This is a genomic window from Cellulomonas rhizosphaerae (assembly GCF_003470205.1).
GTDB classification, from domain to species: domain Bacteria; phylum Actinomycetota; class Actinomycetes; order Actinomycetales; family Cellulomonadaceae; genus Cellulomonas; species Cellulomonas rhizosphaerae.
In genome coordinates this window covers 38,574-57,951 of sequence record NZ_QWKP01000212.1, presented here as the reverse complement: position 1 = coordinate 57,951, position 19,378 = coordinate 38,574, and the positions used below count along the sequence as shown (strand labels likewise).

General features: G+C 71.8%; 19 protein-coding genes and 1 pseudogene. 1 reads left to right on the top strand and 19 read right to left on the bottom strand.

The genetic code is table 11. The features are described from left to right. The 19 genes and pseudogenes from D1825_RS13805 to D1825_RS13715 form a co-directional block, all read right to left on the bottom strand. Nucleotides 1-821, bottom strand: an 821-nt coding sequence (locus tag D1825_RS13805) for a TIGR03862 family flavoprotein (protein WP_118767985.1), incomplete at its 3' end; no start/stop codon positions are given. A gap of 200 nt (nt 822-1,021) precedes the next feature. Further along, a complete protein-coding gene (locus tag D1825_RS13800; protein WP_138067683.1) occupies nt 1,022-1,546 on the bottom strand; it encodes a hypothetical protein in 525 nt (174 codons plus the stop codon). 72 nt (nt 1,547-1,618) lie between these two features. Beyond that, nucleotides 1,619-2,314 (bottom strand): response regulator, encoded by a 696-nt coding sequence (locus tag D1825_RS13795; protein WP_118767983.1) that lies wholly within the window; start codon nt 2,312-2,314, stop codon nt 1,619-1,621. Beyond that, nucleotides 2,311-4,803, bottom strand: coding sequence for a DUF4118 domain-containing protein (locus D1825_RS13790; RefSeq protein WP_118767982.1), 2,493 nt, complete (start codon nt 4,801-4,803; stop codon nt 2,311-2,313). The genes D1825_RS13795 and D1825_RS13790 overlap by 4 nt, the downstream gene beginning before the upstream one ends. Further along, complete coding sequence (gene kdpC / locus D1825_RS13785) at nt 4,800-5,432, bottom strand: potassium-transporting ATPase subunit KdpC (RefSeq protein ID WP_118767981.1); 633 nt, start codon at nt 5,430-5,432, stop codon at nt 4,800-4,802. Before kdpC ends, D1825_RS13790 begins: the two co-directional genes overlap by 4 nt. Then, nucleotides 5,432-7,519: a potassium-transporting ATPase subunit KdpB gene (kdpB, locus tag D1825_RS13780; RefSeq protein WP_118767980.1), complete on the bottom strand. Its 2,088-nt coding sequence runs from the start codon at nt 7,517-7,519 to the stop codon at nt 5,432-5,434. The genes kdpC and kdpB overlap by 1 nt, the downstream gene beginning before the upstream one ends. Continuing rightward, complete coding sequence (gene kdpA, locus D1825_RS13775; RefSeq protein WP_118767979.1) at nt 7,516-9,180, bottom strand: potassium-transporting ATPase subunit KdpA; 1,665 nt, start codon at nt 9,178-9,180, stop codon at nt 7,516-7,518. Before kdpA ends, kdpB begins: the two co-directional genes overlap by 4 nt. Beyond that, a complete protein-coding gene (locus D1825_RS13770) occupies nt 9,177-9,269 on the bottom strand; it encodes a potassium-transporting ATPase subunit F (RefSeq protein WP_118767978.1) in 93 nt (30 codons plus the stop codon). Before D1825_RS13770 ends, kdpA begins: the two co-directional genes overlap by 4 nt. A 296-nt stretch (nt 9,270-9,565) precedes the next feature. Further along, nucleotides 9,566-10,210: a DUF6308 family protein gene (locus D1825_RS13765; RefSeq protein WP_138067682.1), complete on the bottom strand. Its 645-nt coding sequence runs from the start codon at nt 10,208-10,210 to the stop codon at nt 9,566-9,568. Between the two features lie 52 nt (nt 10,211-10,262). Then, the gene (locus D1825_RS18675; RefSeq protein WP_138067681.1) at nt 10,263-10,688 is read right to left on the bottom strand and encodes a hypothetical protein; all 426 of its coding nucleotides are present in this window, start codon (nt 10,686-10,688) and stop codon (nt 10,263-10,265) included. Nucleotides 10,689-10,737: 49 nt separating this feature from the next. Further along, a complete protein-coding gene (locus D1825_RS13755; protein ID WP_118767975.1) occupies nt 10,738-11,112 on the bottom strand; it encodes a PH domain-containing protein in 375 nt (124 codons plus the stop codon). A 75-nt stretch (nt 11,113-11,187) separates the two neighbouring features. Then, entirely contained in the window at nt 11,188-11,532 is a 345-nt protein-coding gene (locus D1825_RS13750; protein ID WP_233549905.1) for a TraR/DksA family transcriptional regulator, read from the bottom strand. A 2-nt stretch (nt 11,533-11,534) separates the two neighbouring features. Next, nucleotides 11,535-11,795 (bottom strand): annotated as a pseudogene (locus tag D1825_RS13745) (ATP dependent DNA ligase); the annotation flags it as partial. 26 nt (nt 11,796-11,821) lie between these two features. Continuing rightward, entirely contained in the window at nt 11,822-12,121 is a 300-nt protein-coding gene (locus tag D1825_RS13740; RefSeq protein WP_138067680.1) for a hypothetical protein, read from the bottom strand. A gap of 22 nt (nt 12,122-12,143) precedes the next feature. Beyond that, the gene (locus D1825_RS13735) at nt 12,144-13,673 is read right to left on the bottom strand and encodes an ATP-dependent DNA ligase (protein ID WP_118767973.1); all 1,530 of its coding nucleotides are present in this window, start codon (nt 13,671-13,673) and stop codon (nt 12,144-12,146) included. A 48-nt stretch (nt 13,674-13,721) separates the two neighbouring features. Continuing rightward, nucleotides 13,722-14,528 (bottom strand): ABC transporter ATP-binding protein, encoded by an 807-nt coding sequence (locus tag D1825_RS13730; RefSeq protein ID WP_118767972.1) that lies wholly within the window; start codon nt 14,526-14,528, stop codon nt 13,722-13,724. Beyond that, a complete protein-coding gene (locus D1825_RS13725; RefSeq protein WP_118767971.1) occupies nt 14,512-15,516 on the bottom strand; it encodes an ABC transporter substrate-binding protein in 1,005 nt (334 codons plus the stop codon). Before D1825_RS13725 ends, D1825_RS13730 begins: the two co-directional genes overlap by 17 nt. A 7-nt stretch (nt 15,517-15,523) precedes the next feature. Then, nucleotides 15,524-16,273 (bottom strand): ABC transporter permease, encoded by a 750-nt coding sequence (locus tag D1825_RS13720; RefSeq protein ID WP_118767970.1) that lies wholly within the window; start codon nt 16,271-16,273, stop codon nt 15,524-15,526. Continuing rightward, complete coding sequence (locus D1825_RS13715) at nt 16,270-16,563, bottom strand: thiamine-binding protein (protein WP_118767969.1); 294 nt, start codon at nt 16,561-16,563, stop codon at nt 16,270-16,272. Before D1825_RS13715 ends, D1825_RS13720 begins: the two co-directional genes overlap by 4 nt. Nucleotides 16,564-16,970: 407 nt before the next feature. Between D1825_RS13715 and D1825_RS13710 the strand changes: the two genes are divergently transcribed. Beyond that, nucleotides 16,971-19,331, top strand: a complete 2,361-nt coding sequence (locus D1825_RS13710; RefSeq protein ID WP_138067679.1) for a zinc-dependent metalloprotease family protein — start codon at nt 16,971-16,973, stop codon at nt 19,329-19,331. Nucleotides 19,332-19,378 lie beyond the last annotated feature (47 nt).

The window sequence follows — 19,378 nt, the reverse complement described above, 5'->3', positions numbered from 1 at the left end:
GCGAGCTGGTCGACGGTCAGCGCCGGCCGCAGGTCGACCTCGACCACGCACCGCCCGGCGGCCAGGCCGGAGCGGATGGGTGCGCCGATCGCGTATACCGGCCCGCCCTCGATGCCCGCCCGCGTCACCATGGCGTCGCCGCGCGACGACGAGCCGCCGATGCTCAGCGCGACGTTCTTCAGGGGCACCCCGGCGAACCGATCCGCGAAGGTCGACGACCACCCCACTCGCACGCCGACGTTGGCCGCCTCGAGCGGACGCACGGCGACGCCCCGGTCGACGAACGGCTCGACCCAGCCGCCGTCCGATCCCAGCCGCGGCCACGACGCACCCCCGAGCGCGAACACGACCACGTCGGCGGCGACGTCGGTCGAGACTCCGTCGGCATCGGAGAAGCGGAGCGAGCCGTCGTCGGCCCATCCGGTCCATCGCTGCCGTCGGTGCAGGGTCACGCCCAGTTCGCCGAGGCGGCCCAACCAGGCCCGGACCAGCGGCGTCGCACGGAAGGACTGCGGGAAGACCCGCCCGCTGGACCCGACGAACGTCGGCTCGCCGAGATCGGCGCACCATGCTCGCAATTCACTCGAGGTGAATACTGAGAGCGCCGGCGCGAGCCGGTCCGCCGACGACCCGTAGCGGGCGAGGAAGGGCGCGAGGTCCTCGCTGTGCGTGATGTTCATGCCGCCGTGGCCGGCCAGGAGGAACTTGCGCGGGACCGACGGCATGCGGTCGTAGACCGTCACCGTCACACCCGCCCGCGCGAGCACCTCGGCCGCGATCAGCCCGGCAGGCCCGCCACCGACGACAGTCGCCGTGCTCATCGGATTTGCTCGCGAGGCCCGGCGACATTCATCAGCATCGAGCGAACGTAACGGACGGTTGGCGAGTCGCGGAACCGGGCGACCTTTCCGTGATTGACCCGTGCATCAGTGCCACATACCGTGGATGCGCGGCGTGCACTAGCCCGTCGAAGTGAGCCCGGCAGCCCTCCGGACGGTGGGTGAGCCGGGCATCGCGCTGTCTACGACCGTGCAGTGTCGACCTCGCGCACCACCGTGCCCGCGACCGCCAGTCGCCACCGTCCTCCGCGGCGCCACGCCCAGGCCACCGCGTCGGGAATCCAGAGCAACGGATCGCCATGGCGGTGCTGGTGCTCGTACCGAACGCCCGCAGGGCCGAGCTCTTGGAAGAGCCAGCGGCGGTCGTGCACGAGCAGCGAGTCGTCCTGGTCGAAGACCATCAGGCGCGCATCAGCACGCCGCGCATCGCGAGCGGCGGCCCTGACGCAGACCTCACGAGCGCCCAGCTCGTCGCGCAGGATCGGCGCCCGGTACACGGTCGCGGCCACCTGTGAGCGAGTGATCGTGGCAATCACCGCTGCCCGGGTGATATCCGACTCCTTGGCGAAGTGGATGCTCCGCTGGCCGGACCGCAGGTGCGAACGCATCGCTCTGCGCAGTGCTGCGACATCGCGGGACAGCACCGATGCCGCGACCAGGAGGTAGTCGCGGCCTTTCGACTCGTCGAGAAAGACGTGGCTCGTCATGAGATCGCGTCCACCGCGCCAGCCTGGCATCTCGAGCCGCGTGACCACTCGAGCGATCCACAGCAGAGCCGATCACACCTCGAACACGTACCCCATCCCGGGCTGCGTGATGATGTGCCGCGGGTGCGCGGGGTCGGCCTCGAGCTTGCGGCGCAGCAGCGCGGAGTAGACCCGCAGGTAGTGCGTCTCGTCGGAGTACCCCGGTCCCCACACCTCCTGCAGCAGCTGGCGTCGGCCCACCAGGCGCCCGCGATTGCGCACGAGCACCTCGAGCATCGACCACTCGGTCGGGCTGAGCCGCACCTCGACGCCGTCGCGCAGGACCCGGCGGCGGGCCAGGTCCACGGAGAGGTCGCCGGCCTCGACGACGGCCTCGTCGACCTCGGCGGGGACGGCGGCGCGGCGGACGGCCGCGCGTAGGCGCGCGAGCAGCTCGTTCATCGCGAACGGCTTGGTCACGTAGTCGTCGGCGCCCGCGTCGAGCGCGTCGACCTTGTCCTCGCCGTGCTGCCGCGCGGACAGCACGACGATGGGCACGCGGGTCCAGCCGCGCAGGGCGGTGATGACGTCGAGGCCGCTCATGTCGGGCAGGCCCAGGTCGAGGAGCACGACGTCGGGCAGGCGGGACGCGGCCGACGAGAGCGCGGAGGCGCCGTCGGCCGCGGTCGCCACGTCCCACCCCGAGGCCCGCAACGTGATGGCCAGCGCGTGCGCGAGCCCGGGTTCGTCGTCGACCACGAGGATCCGGTTGCCGGGCACCCCCGTCATGACGCCGCCAGCGGGACGGTGACGAGCATGGTCAGGCCGCCGCCCGGGGTGTCCTCGGCCGCGACCTCGGCGCCGACGGCCGTCGCGAGGCCCTCCGCCACCGCGAGGCCGAGCCCGAGCCCGTTGCCCGTGGTGTCGCCGAGACGCTGGAACGCGTCGAACATGTGCCCCTTGAGCTCGTCCGGGATGCCGGGACCGTCGTCGACCACGCGCACGACGATCCCACGCCCGACGACCGCCGCGCTGACCACCACGGGACGCCCGGCCGGCGCGTGCCGCACGGCGTTGGACACGAGGTTGGCCAGGACCCGCTCGAGCAGGCCGGGGTCGGTCAGCACGAGCGGCAGGTCCTCCGGCACGTCGAGCACGACGAGCGGGTAGCCCTCCACCGCGAACGGCACGACCTCCTCGAGGCTCGTCGCGCGCAGCACGGGCCGGACGCTGCCGGTCTGCAGGCGGGACAGGTCGAGCAGGTTGTCGATGAGCCGCTCGAGCCGGGCGGTGGAGTCCGCGAGCGTGCCGACGAGCACGGCGCGGTCGGACTCCGAGAGGTCGAGGCCCAGCCCGTCGACCGACGCGCGGATCGTGGCCAGCGGCGTGCGCAGGTCGTGCGAGACCGCGGCGAGCAGGGCCGTGCGCGTCGCGTCGGCCTCGCCGAGGATGCGCGCCTGCTCGGCCTGTGCGCGCAGCCGGTCGTGCTCGAGCACCACGCCGAGCTGCGACGCGAAGGCCTCGAGCACGCGCCGATCGCTGGCGGGGAGCACCCGACCGGTCAGTGCGAGCACGCGGTCGTCGTCGACGACCAGCACGGCCTGCGCGCCGTCGGGCGTCACGGCGGGGTCGTTGCCGTCGGCCGCCAGGACGTCCCACGACGAGCCTCGTCGGGCCAGCAGGGCGACGGCCTCGAGCGTGAACGTCTCGCGCAGCCGCGCGACGAGCGCCGCGGCGGTGTCCTCGCCCGAGAGCACCGAGCGCGACGCGGCCGCGAGCGCGGAGGCCTCGGCGCGGGCCCGGAACGCCTCGGCCGTTCGTCGGGCGGCGAGGTCGACGACCGACGCGACGCCTGCCGCCACCAGGACGAACACCGTCAGGGCCAGCGCGTTCTCCGGCTCGGCGATGGTCAGGTGGCCCGTCGGGATCGTGAAGAACCAGTTGAGCAAGACGAACCCGATCACGGCGCTGACGATCGCGGGCCACAGCCCGCCGATGAGTGCGACCAGCACGGTCAGGGCGAGGAAGAGCATGAGCTCGGTCGGCAGGCTGACCACGTCGCGCATCGCGCTGAGCACGAGCGTCAGCAGCACGGGCCCGACGAGCGCCGCGACCCATCCGCCCAGGCGGCGCGGACCCGAGAGCGCCGAGCCGCGTCCCGGAAGCGCACGGCCCGACCGCGCCCGCTCGTGGGTGACGAGGTGGACGTCGATGACCCCCGCGAGCCGGGCGATCTCGGTGCCGTTGCTCTCGCGCAGCGCCTCGCGCCAGCGGCTGCGGCGGGACACCCCGACGACGATCATCGTGGCGTTGACCCCGCGCGCGAAGTCGACCACCCCGCTCGCGACGTCCTCCCCGACGACCGTGTGGAACGTCCCCCCGAGCGACTCGACGAGTCGGCGCTGCTCGGCGATCCGGGCAGGCGGCGCGCTCGGCAGCCCGTCGGTGGCCAGGACGTGCACCGCCACCAGCTCGGACCCGGCGGCCCGCTGCGCGATGCGGGCGCCGCGGCGCAGCAGGGTGTCGCCCTCGGGCCCGCCCGTGACGGCCACGACGACGCGCTCGCGGGCCGGCCACGGCGAGGAGATGCTGTGGTCGCGGCGGTAGCTCGCGAGCGCGTCGTCGACCCGGTCCGCGAGCCATAGCAGCGCGAGCTCGCGCAGCGCGGTGAGGTTCCCGACGCGGAAGTACTGCGTCAGCGAGGCGTCGATCTGCTCGGCCCGGTAGACGTTGCCGTGCGCGAGCCGGCGGCGCAGCGCCTCGGGCGGCAGGTCGACGAGCTGGATCTGGTCGGCGTCGCGCACCACGTGGTCCGGGACCGTCTCGCGCTGCTTGACGCCCGTGATGGCCTCGACGTCGTCGTTGAGCGACTCGAGGTGCTGGACGTTGACCGTGGTGACGACGTCGATGCCCGCATCGAGCAGGTCGTGCACGTCCTGCCAGCGCTTGGCGTGCCGGCTCCCGGGGACGTTGGTGTGCGCGAGCTCGTCGACCATCACGACCTGCGGCGACCGGGCCAGGACCGCCTCGACGTCGAGCTCGGTGAACTCGGAGTCGCGGTGCACGAGCACGCGCCGGGGCAGCACCTCGAGGCCCTCGAGCTGCGCGGCGGTGGCGAGCCGCCCGTGCGACTCGACGAGCCCCACCACCACGTCCGTTCCGCGGGACAGGCGGCGGTGGGCCTCGTCGAGCATCGCGTACGTCTTGCCGACGCCGGGCGCGGCACCGAGGTAGACCGTGAGGCGACCTCGGCGCGGGGTGCTCTCGTCGGGCGTCACGAGTCCAGTGTCTGCAGTGCGAGGTTCAGTCGCAGCACATCGACCCGCGGCTCGCCGAGGACACCGAGATCCCGGCCCAGCGTGAGGTTCTCGACGAGGGCCGCCACATCGAGGGCGGGGACCCCGCGCTCGCGGGCCACGCGCGCCACCTGCAGCTGCGCGTACGCGGGCGAGATGTCGGGGTCGAGCCCGGAGCCCGACGCGGTGACCGCGTCGACCGGTACCGCCGAGGGGTCCACGCCCTCGGCCGCGGCCACGTCCGCGCGCCGCTGCGTCACGGTCGCGAGCAGGTCCGCGTTGAGCGGGCCGAGGTTGGAGCCCGCCGATGCGAGCGTGTCGTAGCCGTCGCCCGCCGCGGACGGCCGCGGGTGGAACCACTGCGGCCCGTCGAACTGCTGCCCGATGAGCACCGACCCGATGGCCTCGTCGGCGCTCGTCACGCGCTCGCCGCTCGAGGAGACCAGCGAGCCGTTCGCCTGCCAGCGCATGGTCAGCTGGGCGACGCCCGTGACGGCCAGCGGGTAGACGACGCCGAGCAGGACGGTGAGCACGAGCAGCACGCGCAGCCCGGCCCAGGAGTGACGGGCGAAGGAGAGGGTGTCGGCACCGGGGGTGCGGCGGTCGGTCATCAGGAGATCCCTAGGGCAGTGACGATGAGGTCGATGAGCTTGATCCCGACGAACGGCGCGATCACGCCGCCCAGCCCGTAGACCAGCAGGTTGCGGCGCAGCAGGGCCGAGGCCGACGACGGCCGGTACCGGACCCCCCGCAGCGCCAGGGGCAGCAGCCCGACGATGACCAGCGCGTTGAAGACGACGGCCGAGAGGATCGCCGACTCGGGGCTGGTCAGGTGCATGACGTTGAGGACGCCCAGCTGCGGGAACGCCACGACGAACATGGCCGGCAGGATCGCGAAATACTTCGCGACGTCGTTCGCGACCGAGAAGGTGGTCAGCGCCCCGCGCGTGATGAGCAGCTGCTTGCCGATCTCGACGATCTCGAGCAGCTTCGTCGGGTTCGAGTCGAGGTCGACCATGTTGCCGGCCTCCTTCGCGGCCGTCGTCCCGGTGTTCATCGCGACGCCGACGTCCGCCTGCGCGAGCGCGGGCGCGTCGTTGGTGCCGTCGCCGGCCATCGCGACCAGCCGGCCGCCCTCCTGCTCGCGGCGGATCAGGGCGAGCTTGTCCTCGGGCGTGGCCTCGGCGAGCACGTCGTCGACCCCGGCCTCCGCGCCGATCGCGCGGGCCGTCAGGGGGTTGTCGCCCGTGACCATGACCGTGCGGATGCCCATCGCCCGCAGCGCGTCGAACCGCTCGCGCATGCCGTCCTTGACGACGTCCTTGAGGTGGATGACCCCCAGCACGCGGGCCGGCTCGTCGCCGAGCTGCTCGGCCACGACCAGCGGCGTGCCACCGGAGGCCGAGATCGCGTCGACCGTCGCGGCGACGTCGTCGCCCGCGTGGCCGCCGGTCGAGCGCACCCACTGGGTCACGGCCGCGGCCGCGCCCTTGCGCACGATCCTGGTGGGATGCCCACCGGGCGCCGGCAGGTCGACCCCGCTCATCCGCGTCCGGGCCGCGAACGGCACGAGCTCCGCGCCGACCAGGTCGTGCCGCTCGCGCAGCGCGAACCGCTCCTTGACGAGCACGAGCACCGACCGGCCCTCGGGCGTCTCGTCGGCCATCGAGGACAGCTGCGCGGCATCCGCGAGCGCCTCCGCGTCGACGCCGGCCGCGGGCAGCAGGTCGGCCGCCTGGCGGTTGCCGAGCGTGATCGTGCCCGTCTTGTCGAGCAGCAGCACGTCTACGTCGCCGGCGGCCTCGACCGCACGGCCGGACATCGCCAGGACGTTGCGCCGCACCAGGCGGTCCATGCCGGCGATGCCGATCGCAGACAGCAGCGCGTCGATCGTCGTCGGGATCAGGCACACCAGCAGCGCCACGAGCACGACCAGCGTCTGGGGCGCCCCGGAGTAGACCGCGAACGGCTGCAGGGTCACCACGGCCAGCAGGAACACGATGGTCAGCGACGTGAGCAGCACGTTCAGCGCGACCTCGTTGGGCGTCTTCTGCCGCTCGGACCCCTCGACGAGCGCGATCATCCGGTCGACGAACGTGTGCCCGGCCGGCGCGGTGATCCGCACGACGATCCGGTCGCTGAGCACGACCGTGCCGCCCGTGACCGCCGAGCGGTCGCCGCCGGACTCACGGATGACCGGCGCGGACTCGCCCGTGATCGCGGACTCGTCGACGCTCGCGACGCCCTCGATCACGTCGCCGTCGCCCGGGATGGTCTCCCCCGCGACGACGATGACGACGTCGCCGACGGCCAGCGTCGAGGATGCGACCTGCACGGTGTCGTCGCCGCCGACGACCTTGCGCGCGGTCGTCTCGCGCTGGGTCGCCCGCAGCGACGCGGCCTGCGCCTTGCCGCGGCCTTCGGCCACCGACTCGGCGAGCGTCGCGAACACGACGGTCAGCCACAGCCAGACGGTGATCGACCACGCGAAGGCGCTCGGAGCGGCGACCGCGAGGACCGTGGTGAACGCGGCCCCGACCTCGACGACGAACATGACGGGCGAGTCCCACAGCGCTCGCGGGTCGAGCCCGCGCAGCGCACCGGGCACAGCCGCGGCCAGCTGCCGGACGGACAGGGTGGTGGGTGCGGCCTCGACGACGTGCGGCTGGACGGCGGGCGGCTTGACGAGCGTGCTCATGACAGGGACTCCACGACGGGACCGAGGGACAGGACCGGCACGAAGGTGAGGCCGACGACCACGAGGGTCACGGTCACCAGCAGGCCGACGAACAGCGGGGTGTGGGTGGGCAGGGTGCCGGCACCCTCGGGCACGCGCTTCTGGCTCGCGAACCGGCCGGCCAGGGCCAGCACGAGCGCGATGGGGACGAACCGGCCGACGAGCATCGCCAGGCCGAGCAGCGTGTTGTAGAACGGCGTCCCCGAGGTCAGCCCGCCGAACGCGGAGCCGTTGTTGTTCCCCGCCGAGGCGAACGCGTAGACGATCTCGGTCAGGCCGTGCGGACCGCCCTGCAGCTGGCCGGCCAGGCCCGCGGGCGTGACGACGGCGATCGCCGAGCCGATCAGCACGACGGCCGGCATGGTCAGCACGGCGAGGGCGACGAGCGTGATCTCGCGCTGCCCGATCTTCTTGCCCAGGTACTCGGGAGTGCGCCCCACCATGAGCCCGGCGAGGAACACCGCGACGACGATCAGCACGACCATCCCGTACAGCCCGCTGCCGACGCCGCCGGGCGAGACCTCGCCGAGCAGCATCCCGACGAGAGCCACGCCGCCGCCCTGGGCGGTCAGCGAGTCGTGCATCGAGTTCACGGCCCCGGTCGAGGTCATCGTCGTCGACGCCGCGAACAGTGCCGACGCGGCCTCCCCGAACCGCACCTCCTTGCCCTCCATCGCGCCTCCCGCGGCCGTGGGGACCAGGCCCGGCCCGGCCATCTCGGCCCAGGTCAGCAGGCCGACGGCCGCGATCCACAGCGTCGACATCGCGGCGAGGATCGACCAGCCCTGGCGGCGGTCGCCGACCATCTGGCCGAACATGCGCGGCATGCTGAACGGGATCACCAGCAGCAGGACCACCTCGAGCGCGTTGGTCCACGGCGTCGGGTTCTCGAACGGGTGCGCGGAGTTCGCGTTGAAGAACCCGCCACCGTTGGTGCCGAGCTCCTTGATCGCCTCCTGCGAGGCCACCGGCCCGCCGAGGACCGACTGCGTCTGACCCGCGAGCGTGGTGATCTCGGTGTGCGCGTGCAGGTTCTGGATGACCCCACCGGCGACGAGCACGACGGCGACGACGAACGCGAGCGGCAGCAGCACGCGCACGGTCGAGCGGACCAGGTCCGCCCAGAAGTTGCCGACCCGACCATCGGTCCCGGACCGCGAGACCCCCCGGGCCAGCGCGGACACGACGGCGATCCCGACGGCCGCCGAGAGGAAGTTCTGCACCGCGAAGCCGGCCATCTGCAGCAGGTGGCCCGCGGCCGCCTCGCCGGAGAACCACTGCCAGTTGGTGTTCGTGACGAACGAGACGGCAGCGTTCCACGAGCCCGCGGGGTCCATGGGCGACATCCCGATGTCGAGCGGCAGCTTGTCCTGCAGCCGCGCGAGGCCGAACAGCACGAGCACCGACGCGAGCGAGAAGCCCAGCACCGAGAGCAGGTAGGTGCTCCAGCGCTGCTCGGCGTCGGGGTCGACGCGCATCGCCCGGTAGCCCAGGCGCTCGACGCGCAGGTGCTTCGTCGCGGTCATCGTCCGGAACAGGTGGTCACCCAGGGGCTTGTGCGCGGCGGCGAGGACCAGGACGACGATCCCGATCTGCCCCACCGCGATCCACGTCGCGCTCATCGGACCTTGTCCGAGCGCAGGAGCTGGGCCACGAGGTAGACGAGCAGCGCGCCGGCGATCACGAGGCCGGCCCAGTCGAAGCCGGTCATGAGCGGTCCGCCCGACGGGCGAGCAGCGCGAGGGCGGTGAAGAACACCACGGTCAGCGCGAGGAAGGCCAGATCGGCCATGAGGGTCACAGCGCTTTCGACGACGGGCGGGGCGGACCCCGGCGGCCGCTGAGCTCGTGGCCGCAGTCGCAGGTCTACGCCGCGGATCGGGCCGCTTTGGCCGCGTTGACGGGACCTTGACGGTGCCGCGGCCGGTCTTGCCGGAACCTTGTCGCTCCCGGGCGGGTACACGGCGCCGCGTCGCGGTGCTCCTGGCGGACCAGGTGTGCCCGGCGCTCAGCGCGTCGTCGACGTCGTCCCGCTCATCCACGTGACGACGTCGACGACGCGCAGATCGGTGACGAGCTCGGACAGGCCTGCCGCGGCCCGCAGTTCGGTCGCGCGATGCGCGAGTGCCCGGTCATCGGCCCGGAGCGCACCGCGCATCGCGTGCCAGTACCCGCGGGCATCCTTCAGCCCGAACTCCTTCTTCACCACGGAGTCGTAGATCGGGACGAGCCGAGGGCGCTTGCGCGCGATGAGCTTGCTCGCCTTCGTCGGCCCCATGCCGGGCAGCTCTCGCAGCAGGTTCCACAGCCTGACCGTGGCAGATCCAGGGCCGATCAGGTCGTCGTCAGCATCAACGAGGTCGCGTTCGGCGGGGATGTCGCTGAGAAGCGCACGAATCTCCGGCGCGAGCTCCCCGAGGATCGCGATCGAGGCCTTCGCGGGCACGTCGACCGAGAGCGTCGAGACGGCCACGATGTCCACGGCGTCGACCCTGTCGAGAGTCTCGGGCGTGCTCCACGGGCGCCCGAGGTCCTCGAACGACGCCCCGGTGTAGGGCGTCTCGAAGTACGTCGTGAGCAGCCCCACTGCCTCGACCTCGCGCCCCGGGCCGAGCACGGGAGGGAGCACCAGCACGGGGAGTCTCTTCGCCATGGTCGTCACGATCGCAGGCTGTGCCACGTCGCCGCGGCGAAACAGGGAGAGATCACCCGTGGTGCCACAACGCGAGCTCCAGGATGCTCGCGTCCGCCGGTGTCCGCAGCCGACCGACGACGAACGTCCCACCGTCCCGCAGGTTCACCACGATCGGCGAGAAGGACAGCGCAGCGATCTCGGCGCACCCCTCGCCGACGAGCACCGAGGGCTCTCCCTCGTGCAGCCGGGCGATCCGGGCGGTCGTGACGACGGCGAACAGGTCGCCCCGCGTCGTCTCGTCGGCCAGCATGGCGAGGCCCAAGACTTCCTCGCCGCCGGCCAGATGCGGCTCGCATGCATCGAGCAAGGACTGAACGCGCGCGAACTCGATCCCAGCGCCCACCGCAACCGGGGGAACACCGGAGGGTGGTGGCCACAGGTCCACAGCGGGCGCCGTCAGCGCGAGTCCTCGGATGCTGGCATCGAGGCGGTCCATGGCCCGACCTTTCCCTACGGCACCCACACCTCGGCGTTCGCGAGAATCACTACAGCAGGCGTTCGCTGATCAGCATGTTCAGCCCCCGCACGTCGACACCGGAGGCGAAGTTGAACTTGACCCGCCCGAGCCCGCTGAACCAGAGCTCGAGCTCGGAGTCGCGGTCCCAGGTTCCCGCCGTCTCGACCGAGAAGGCCTGGATCTTGGAGTACGGGAGCGAGCTGTAGTCCTTCTTCTTCCCGGTGAGGCCCTGCACGTTGAGGGCGACGATGCGCCGGGTCGTGAACGACACCGAGTCGCGGATGCCCTTGAAGGCGAGCAGCACCTGCTCGTCCGGGAGCAGGATGCCCGTCAGCTCGGTGTACGCCTCCTGGACGTCCCAGGGGGACAGCTTGGTGAACGAGGCGGTGTCGAAGTCGATCATGTGTTCCTCCGAGCGGTAGTCGTCGGGACGAGCCTGTCAGGCCGGCGAGGCACAAGCGACCTTCTGAGGCAGCGTTCAGACGGGTCGTGCGGCGGCATGCGCCAGACACGTCGTCGCGGTCGGACGCGCTTCGAGGCGTGCCTCGTCGATGGGCTCGCCCCCGACCGCGCAGATGCCGTACGTGCCCGCCGCGAGCCGCCCCTCGGCCGCGTCGATCTCGGCGAACCGCTTGGCGACGTCGGCCGCGAGCGCGTCGACCTGCGCGCGCTCGAACGCGATCGTGGCCCCCTCGGGGTCGTGCTCGTCGTCGACGTTGGAGTCGCGGGCCGCGTCGACGAGGTCAGTCTTGCTGGCCCGGAGCCCGGCCAACCGCTCCAGCGCCTCTGCGCGCAGCTCCCCGAGCCGCGCTCGCGGGTCCACGCTCAGCCGCGCGCGAGCGCGAGCACGGTCTCGATCGTGTCCGCCTCGGCCGCCGACTTGTCGTCGCGGTAGCGCAGCACGCGCGCGAACCGCAGGGCCACGCCGCCCGGATAGCGCGTCGAGCGCTGCAGCCCGTCGAACGCGACCTCCACCACCTGCTCTGGCCGCAGCCGCGCCTCCCACTCCGTGCGCGAGACCTCGAGCTCGAGGAACCGCTCGGTCTGCCACGCGAGCATCTCGTCGGTCATCCCCTTGAACGTCTTCCGGGCACCGCGATCACGAACGCTCGTCACGGTCGCGCCGCTTCCTCTACCAGGCGCAGGAGACCGATCGCATGGCTCAAGGCATGCCACGCAGGACCGGCGGAGTTCTCGATGAGAAAGCCTCGAGCCTCTGCAAGGTCGTCGCTGATCTGTCCGACCGTGAGGTCGCCCGGCTCTTGCGAGAGGTCGAATGACGCCTCGACCGGAAGGTGCCAGTAGTGGTCATGTTCGACCACCACGTCGGGTCCGTGCTCGGCTTCGAAAGCATCGAGGGCGAGTCCAAGCACTGCCCGAAGTTCTGCGATCCCTAGAGCGTCGTATGGCACCTGCCGAGCCTCGCAGGCCTCGTCACGTTCCGGCCGACAACGCGCGGACCGTGTCGATCGTGTCCGCCTGGGCCGCGGTCTTGTCGTCGCGGTAGCGCAGCACGCGCGCGAAGCGGAGTGCCACGCCGCCCGGGTAGCGCGAGGAGCGCTGCAGGCCGTCGAACGCGATCTCGACGACCTGCTCGGGGTGCAGCTGCACGACGTAGCCGTCGGTCGGCCCCGCGGCGAGTTCGGTGAACCGCTCGGTCTGCCACGCGAGCATCTCGTCGGTCATGCCCTTGAAGGTCTTGCCGAGCATCACGAAACCGTCGGCCGACCGCGCACCGAGGTGGATGTTCGACAAGAAGCCGCGCCGCCTCCCCGAGCCCCACTCGACCGCGAGGACGACCAGGTCGAGCGTGTGCCGGGGCTTGACCTTGACCCACGCGGCGCCGCGCCGCCCGGCCTCGTAGGGGGCGTCGACCGCCTTGACGACGACGCCCTCCTGGCCGGCGCCGACGACCTCGTCGAACCGGGCCCGCGCCGCGGTGGGGTCGGCCGTGACGAGCCGCTCGACGGCATAGGCTCCCGCGACGGCGTCGAGCGCCTCGAGCCGCTCGAGCAGGGGTGCGTCGAGCAGGTCGCGACCGTCGACGTGCAGGCAGTCGAAGAAGAACGGGGTCAGGACGACGGCCGCGTCGGCCTCGCGGGTCGCGGTCCGGGACGCCGTCTCCTGGAACGGTCGCGGCCGGCCGTCGGCGCCGACCGCGAGCGCCTCGCCGTCGAGCACCAGGTCGGTCGCGGCGAACCCGCGCGTGATCGCGACGATCTCCGGCACTCGCGCGGTGATGTCGTCGAGGCTGCGCGTGTAGACGTGCACGTCGTCGCCGCGGCGGTGGACCTGGATCCGGATGCCGTCGAGCTTGGTGTCGACGACGACCTGCCCGGAGCCGAGCTGCTCGAGCGCGGCGGGGACATCGGGGGCCGACGAGGCGAGCATCGGCCGCACCGGCCTCCCGACGACGAGGCCGAACCCCGCGAGCGCCTCGGCGGCGGCCTCGGGGGACGCCGCACCCAGCGCGGCCACAGCCACCGGCTCGGTCGCGCCCGCGAGCATCGCGGCCCGCCGCACCGCCGGCGCCGGCACGCCCGAGGCCTCGGCGACCGCGTCGAGCAGCAGCGCGTCGAGCGCCCCCTGCCGCAGCTCGCCGGTCACCAGTCCACGCAGCAGCTGCTGCTCGTCAGCGGTCGCTGCCGCGAACAGCGTGGCCGCCGCGGCGGACCGGGCCGTCGATGACCCCGGTCCCTCGAGGTCGGCCATGCGCTCGAACACGGCATCGACCTCCGCGACGGTGAGCGAGGCCTCGGCCGCGGGTGATGGCAGCGTGGCGAGCGACCGCCACCCCAGGCCGGTGCGCCGCTGCCTCAGCTCCCCACCGAGGTAGCGCGCGACGACCTCGACGTCAGCGGGATCGGTGCGGCGCAGCAGGTCGACGAGCAGCGCTCGCTTGGCCAGCCGCGACCTGGTGGCAGCGAGCGCGGTGGAGGTGGCGGCGACGTCGGCGAGGAGCACCCCCGCATCGTCGCGCGCCCCACCCACACGCGCCCGCCGGCGGATCGCTCACCGAGCGCGGGTAGCGCGGCGCGAGCGCGCGTCGCGTGCGGCCCGCGCCGGCGCCGCGCGACGCGCGCTCGGCGAGATGGGGTCGAGGCCGAGGGCGGTGAGGACGCGGTCCCGCGCATCCGCGCGGTCGCGCACGGCGAGGTCCAGCACGACGCGTCCCGGGCGCTCGCTCATCACCAGCACGCGGTCCGCGAGCAGCAGCGCCTCGTCCACGTCGTGCGTCACGAGGACCACGGCGCCCGACGGGCCCGCGAGTGCCAGCGACGCCAGCCAGGCGTTCATCCGCCGTCGGGTCAGCGCGTCGAGCGCCCCGAAGGGCTCGTCGAGCAGGAGCACGGGCCGCCCGGGCAGGCACGTGCGGGCCAGGGCGAGGCGCTGCCGCATCCCGCCGGACAGCTCGTGCGGCCACGCTCGCTCGAAGCCGCCGAGCCCGAACTCCTCGAGCAGTGCCCGAGCCCGGGCGTCAGAGGCGGCGCGGTCGAGCCCCGCGATCCGCGCGCCGACCAGCGCGTTCGGCAGCGCGCGCCGCCAGGGCAGCAGGCTGTCGCCCTGCGGCATCCAGGCGGTGGCCCGGCGCCCGTCGGGCCCGACCGGGACCCGGACCTCGTCGGCCGAGACCGCCGCCCCGGCGGGCACGAGGCCCGCCAGGACGCGCAGCAGGGTCGACTTCCCGCACCCGGACGGCCCGATGACCGCGACGAACGAGCCCGGTGCGACCGAGAAGGACACGTCCGCGAGCGCCGCGAGGGAACCGAACCGCACGCTCAGGGAGCGGACCGCGACCAGGTCAGGGGAGGTAGTCATCGGTCCACGCCGCGGCCACGTCGAGGTCGTCGTCGGCCAGGTCGTTGTCCTGCAGGAACGTCACGAAGTCCGTCCACACGGACGACGACTGATGACCCCACGCCTCGGGCGACGACGCGTAGCGCGTCGCGAGGTAGTCGGCGCTGCGGGTGAGCAGGTCGGTGTCGAGCTCGGGCGAGGCCGCGTGCAGCGCCTGGACGGCCGCGGAGGGGTCGGTCATCGCGTCGCGGTACCCGTGCGCGACCGCAGCGAGGAAGGCGCGCACCATCGCCGGGTCCTCGTCCAGGTGCGACCGCGAGGTCGCGATCAGCGGCGTATACCAGTCGGGGATGCAGTCCGTGTGGTCGATGAACGGGATCGTCGTGACGTCCAGCCCGTCCACGTCGCGCAGCCGGATCGTGTCCCACGCGTCGAACACCCACGCCGTGTCGAACTGGTGCTGGGTCAGCCCGATCCGGAAGTCGTCGCTCGCCAGCGGCGCGAACGTCACGGCGGACGGGTCGCCGCCGTCGCACGCGACGAGCTTCTTGATCAGGGCCTCCTCGAGCTCCGAGCCGTAGGTGCCGTAGCTGTGCCCGGCCAGGTCCCGCGGGCGCGTGATACCCGACGAGCGCATTGCGATGAGGCTCGAGGTGTTGTGCTCGATGACCGTGGCGACCGAGACGAGGTCGGCCCCCTGGTCACGCGCCGGGACGAGCGACTCGGCGACCGTGTAGGCGAAGTCCGCCTTGCCGGCCGCGACCAGCTGGCTGCCCGAGGTCTCGCCGGGCTCGACGATCGTCACGTCGAGCCCCGCATCGGCGAGGTAGCCGCGGGCCTGGGCGATGTAGAGGCCGGAGTGGTTGGCGTTCGGCGTCCAGTCGAGGACGACGTCGAGATGCTGCGTCTTCTCGTCGTCGGGCGAGGAGGACGACGAGGACGCCGTGGCGCTGCTGCACGAGGCGAGCAGCGCGACGACCGCGGACAGGGCGAGGACTCGGGTACGCATGGGTCTCCTAGGCGGTGCGACGCCACGGCGTGGCCAGCCGGCCGAGCGCGTCGACGACGAGGAACAGGACGCCGGTGAGGACGGCGATGACGACGACGGCCACGAGGATCTGGTCGACGTCGTAGGACTTGCGCGAGCGCTGGATGAAGACGCCCAGCCCGCTGGTGCCGGCGAGGTACTCCGCGACCACGGCAGCCCCGACGACGTACGTCGTCGCGACCCGCAGCCCGCCGAACACGCCCGGCACCGCGGCCGGCAGCCGCACCAGCGCGAACTGGTGCCACCGCCGACCGCCGAGCCCGGCGACCATGTCGACGTGCGCGCCGTCGACGTCGGACATCGCCGTCACCGCGCTGACCAGCACGGGGAAGAACACGGTGAGCCCGACGAGCAGCACCTTGGGCAGCAGCCCGAACCCCGCCCAGAGGATGAGCAGGGGCGCGAGCACCACGGTCGGCACGGTCTGCGTGACCGTGACCAGCGGGTAGACGGTGTCGGCCACGGCCGGGAACGCGGCGATCACGACCGCGAGCACCATCCCGACGACGGCCCCGAGGACGAGCCCGAGGGCGGCCTCCTGGAGCGTCGTCGCGACGTGCCCGACGAGCAGGGGCGCGACGCGCACCCCGGCCGCGGCGACCTCCGACGGCGCGGGCAGGACGAACGGCGGCAGGCCCGAGGCCCGCACACCGACCTCCCACGCGCCGACGAGGACGGCCGCCGCGACCAGCGGCGCGACGACTCGTCGGCGTGTCACGCCCGGAACTTGCCGACCAGGTCCTGGATGCCGGGACCGTCGTCGGCGCTCGTCTGCGCGACCTTGATCAGGGAGCTGACCCCGACCGCGCCGGCGGCGGTGGTGGCCTCGTGGACGGCGCGCAGGAGCGGCCAGAGCTGGTCGGGCGTGCCCTCGATGGTGGTGCCCATGGCGCCGACCTCGTAGGTCAGGCCGGAGCGCTGGATGACGGCGATGGCGGCATCGACGTAGGCGTAGCGGTCGTCGTCGGTCCCACTGGGACGAGGCGAGACCTGGATCTGTGCGAGCACGGTGTTCCTCCGGGTGGTCCGGGGTACACCAGTGGACGGCCGAGCACACGCAGCGAGGGACGGCGCCGGACGTCGACGACCGCCGACGCCGCGCACGATCGCGCTTCCCTCCGCTGGCATTACCCAGTTCAGGTTCTCGGGTCGACGCGCGCTGACACGTGTCGTGTCGCGGCGCGTCCTCTCAGCCCGGCTGTCCCGAGCTCCCCGGCGTTGGCAGGTGCGAACCTACACCTTCGGGCGCCGTAGACCGGAGCACACCGCTGCCTGAACTGGTATCCCGGGGCAAACGGGTGGAATCGCCTGGGCAACAGGATTCCGCCCGCTTCGCGCCGGTATCCTCCGTCCGTCGGTCGACCGACGACGGGGGCCGGCAAACCCGCCCCTGCCGAACTTTGCAGGGGGACCCCGTGCCACGACGCATCGCCCTATCCATCGCCGCACTCACGTGCCTGAGCCTCCTCCCGGCGGGCGCGGCTGCTGCGGCGCCGAATGTGCCGATGCCAGTACCGAGCGCGGCTACCGGTGCCACGGGAGATGCGACGACGACCGGCACACTCCACATCCGTGTCGCCGATGACTTCGATGGCGGCAAGCCGTTGACGACCGCACAGGTCAGCACCGATCACGGCGTGGTCGACGTTCCGTCCGCACTCGCGACCGGCATCGAGTCTGGCACCGCCGTCACACTGACGACGAGCGCTGCTGGCGAGGTTCAGGATGTCGCGCCAGCTGGTGACATGGGCGCCACTGACGACCCGCCGTCGACCGAAACGTCCTTCTCGGCGGCCACGGCATCGGGCATTGCGTCGACCCAGCACAACCTCACGTTCATTCCGGTGACCTGGAGCACCGCGGCAGCACCGGACACGTCGAAGATCCCGGCCACCGTCAGCCGTCTGGACGCGTACTACGACCAGGTCAGCAACGGGCGAATCCGGGCGACCACCCGATCGGTGCTTCCGCTGCAGCACCTGAAGTTCACTCCGACCGCGAAGGACGACGCCTGCGGTGCGTACAAGATCGACGCCGCGGTGGCGTCGCTCTACCAAGCACTGCCCAAGACGCGCTACGAGCACGTCGTCATCCTGGTTCCCGCCATCAGCGGCTGCTCGTACACGGGCTACGGATCGGTCGGCCCCGATGTCGATTCTCGAGAACACATCTGGCTCTTCGGCCCTGGCAGCTTTGCGAACTCGGTCGTCGCGCACGAGTTCGGGCACAACCTTGGACTGACGCACTCAGACGAACTCTCTGCGTCCTGCGCCCTCACCACCCCGAAGACCGCCGCCCCGTTCAGCCCGTGCCATCGTGAGTATGGCGACCCGTGGGACGTGATGGGGAACTCGACCTACGCCCCGGTCAACGACACGGCGACGGGGTTCATGTCCTCCGCGAATCTCGATCGGCTCGGCCTTCTCGCGGCGAATGAGAAGCAGGTCGTCTCGTCAGTGAGCACGACCGTCACGATCAAACCTGTGGCCGGGCGCTCTGGGAAGCGGTTGGTCACGATCCCGTGGGGCACCCGCACATTCACGCTCGAGTACCGCGCCGCGACAGGGCTCGACAGCTGGATCAACAGTGCGAACGGCTACGTCTTCCTCTCGACGGGCAAGCCGATTCCTGCAGCGGGCTCGGGCGTTGTCGTCAGGTTCCGCGACCGCGTCAGCAGTGCGAAGGACGCTGCGATCTTCTTCCAGCGCCCGACCGGCCAGGCCGCGCTCCCTGTCGGTCAGGACATCCCGGTGAGTGGTGATGGCGGGCTCAAGATCAAGGTCAACTCGATGTCGGCGGCGGCGGCGAACGTCACGATCACCCGGCGAGCGGACTCGACGGCACCCTCGATCGGCACGCAGGGCCTGGCAACGGGATACAAGGAGTACGCCAACGGCACGGATGTCATCAAGTCCAGCACCCTCAGCGTGGCCTGGGGAGTGGACGATGCCGACTCTGCCGTCAGGTCAGTCGCCCTTCAGGTCGACGGAAAGAACCGTGCGACGTACGCGGCACCTGCGCCTTACGCACCTCTGCGCGCCGGCGGATTGAAGTACGGTCGCCACACCTGGCGCCTCGTGGTCACGGATATCTGGGGAAATACCAAGACGAGTGAGGCGAGCGTCATCCTCCTCGATTCAGGAGCCAAGCCGAAGATCACCGTGAAGCCGTACACGTATCTCACGGTCGGCACCGTCAGCACAAAGTCCGCGCCTGCGAGGGTGACCTGGGCCGCGAAGGACGAGTGCGGGATCACTCAAAGCCAGATTGCCTCGAACCGGGGCCTCCGCAAGCTCGCCGCGAGCCCGCCGAAGTCCATCGGCCTCCGCCTCGGCGTTGGCAAGTCGACATACTTCCAGGCTCAGGCAATGGACTGCTGGGGCACGTTCACGCCTGTCGTAACGAGCAAGAGCACGAGGGCCACGCTCGACAAGCAGTCCAAGCGCAAGGGTTACCACGGCACCTGGACCGCGACGAAGGCGAAGAAGGCCCTCGGCGGGACCGAGCAGGTCACCAAGAAGAAGAAGGCGTACGTCACCTACAAGGTCAAGGCCCGCAGCATCGGCTGGGTCGCGACCAAGGGCAAGGACCGCGGCAAGGCGGCGGTCTACGTCGACGGCAAGAAGGTCGCCGTCGTGAACCTGTCCGCGAAGAAGACCACCTACGCGCAGCAGGTCTTCACCAAGACGTGGAGCAAGGCCGGCACGCACACGATCAAGATCGTGAACCTCACCTCGAAGAAGGTCGGCGTCGACGCGTTCACGCGCCTGTCGTAGTCCTCGCACATCCACACAGGCCCACGCCGCATCCACTGCGGCGTGGG

What these genes read in the sequence shown, in the direction of transcription:
- D1825_RS13800 (WP_138067683.1), bottom strand. Translation starts at nt 1,546, where the DNA reads ATGACGAGCCACGTCTTTCTCGACGAGTCGAAAGGCCGCGACTACCTC.
- D1825_RS13795 (WP_118767983.1), bottom strand. Translation starts at nt 2,314, where the DNA reads ATGACGGGGGTGCCCGGCAACCGGATCCTCGTGGTCGACGACGAACCC.
- kdpC (WP_118767981.1), bottom strand. Translation starts at nt 5,432, where the DNA reads ATGACCGACCGCCGCACCCCCGGTGCCGACACCCTCTCCTTCGCCCGT.
- kdpB (WP_118767980.1), bottom strand. Translation starts at nt 7,519, where the DNA reads ATGAGCACGCTCGTCAAGCCGCCCGCCGTCCAGCCGCACGTCGTCGAG.
- kdpA (WP_118767979.1), bottom strand. Translation starts at nt 9,180, where the DNA reads ATGAGCGCGACGTGGATCGCGGTGGGGCAGATCGGGATCGTCGTCCTG.
- D1825_RS13770 (WP_118767978.1), bottom strand. Translation starts at nt 9,269, where the DNA reads ATGACCGGCTTCGACTGGGCCGGCCTCGTGATCGCCGGCGCGCTGCTC.
- D1825_RS13765 (WP_138067682.1), bottom strand. Translation starts at nt 10,210, where the DNA reads ATGGCGAAGAGACTCCCCGTGCTGGTGCTCCCTCCCGTGCTCGGCCCG.
- D1825_RS18675 (WP_138067681.1), bottom strand. Translation starts at nt 10,688, where the DNA reads ATGGACCGCCTCGATGCCAGCATCCGAGGACTCGCGCTGACGGCGCCC.
- D1825_RS13755 (WP_118767975.1), bottom strand. Translation starts at nt 11,112, where the DNA reads ATGATCGACTTCGACACCGCCTCGTTCACCAAGCTGTCCCCCTGGGAC.
- D1825_RS13730 (WP_118767972.1), bottom strand. Translation starts at nt 14,528, where the DNA reads ATGACTACCTCCCCTGACCTGGTCGCGGTCCGCTCCCTGAGCGTGCGG.
- D1825_RS13725 (WP_118767971.1), bottom strand. Translation starts at nt 15,516, where the DNA reads ATGCGTACCCGAGTCCTCGCCCTGTCCGCGGTCGTCGCGCTGCTCGCC.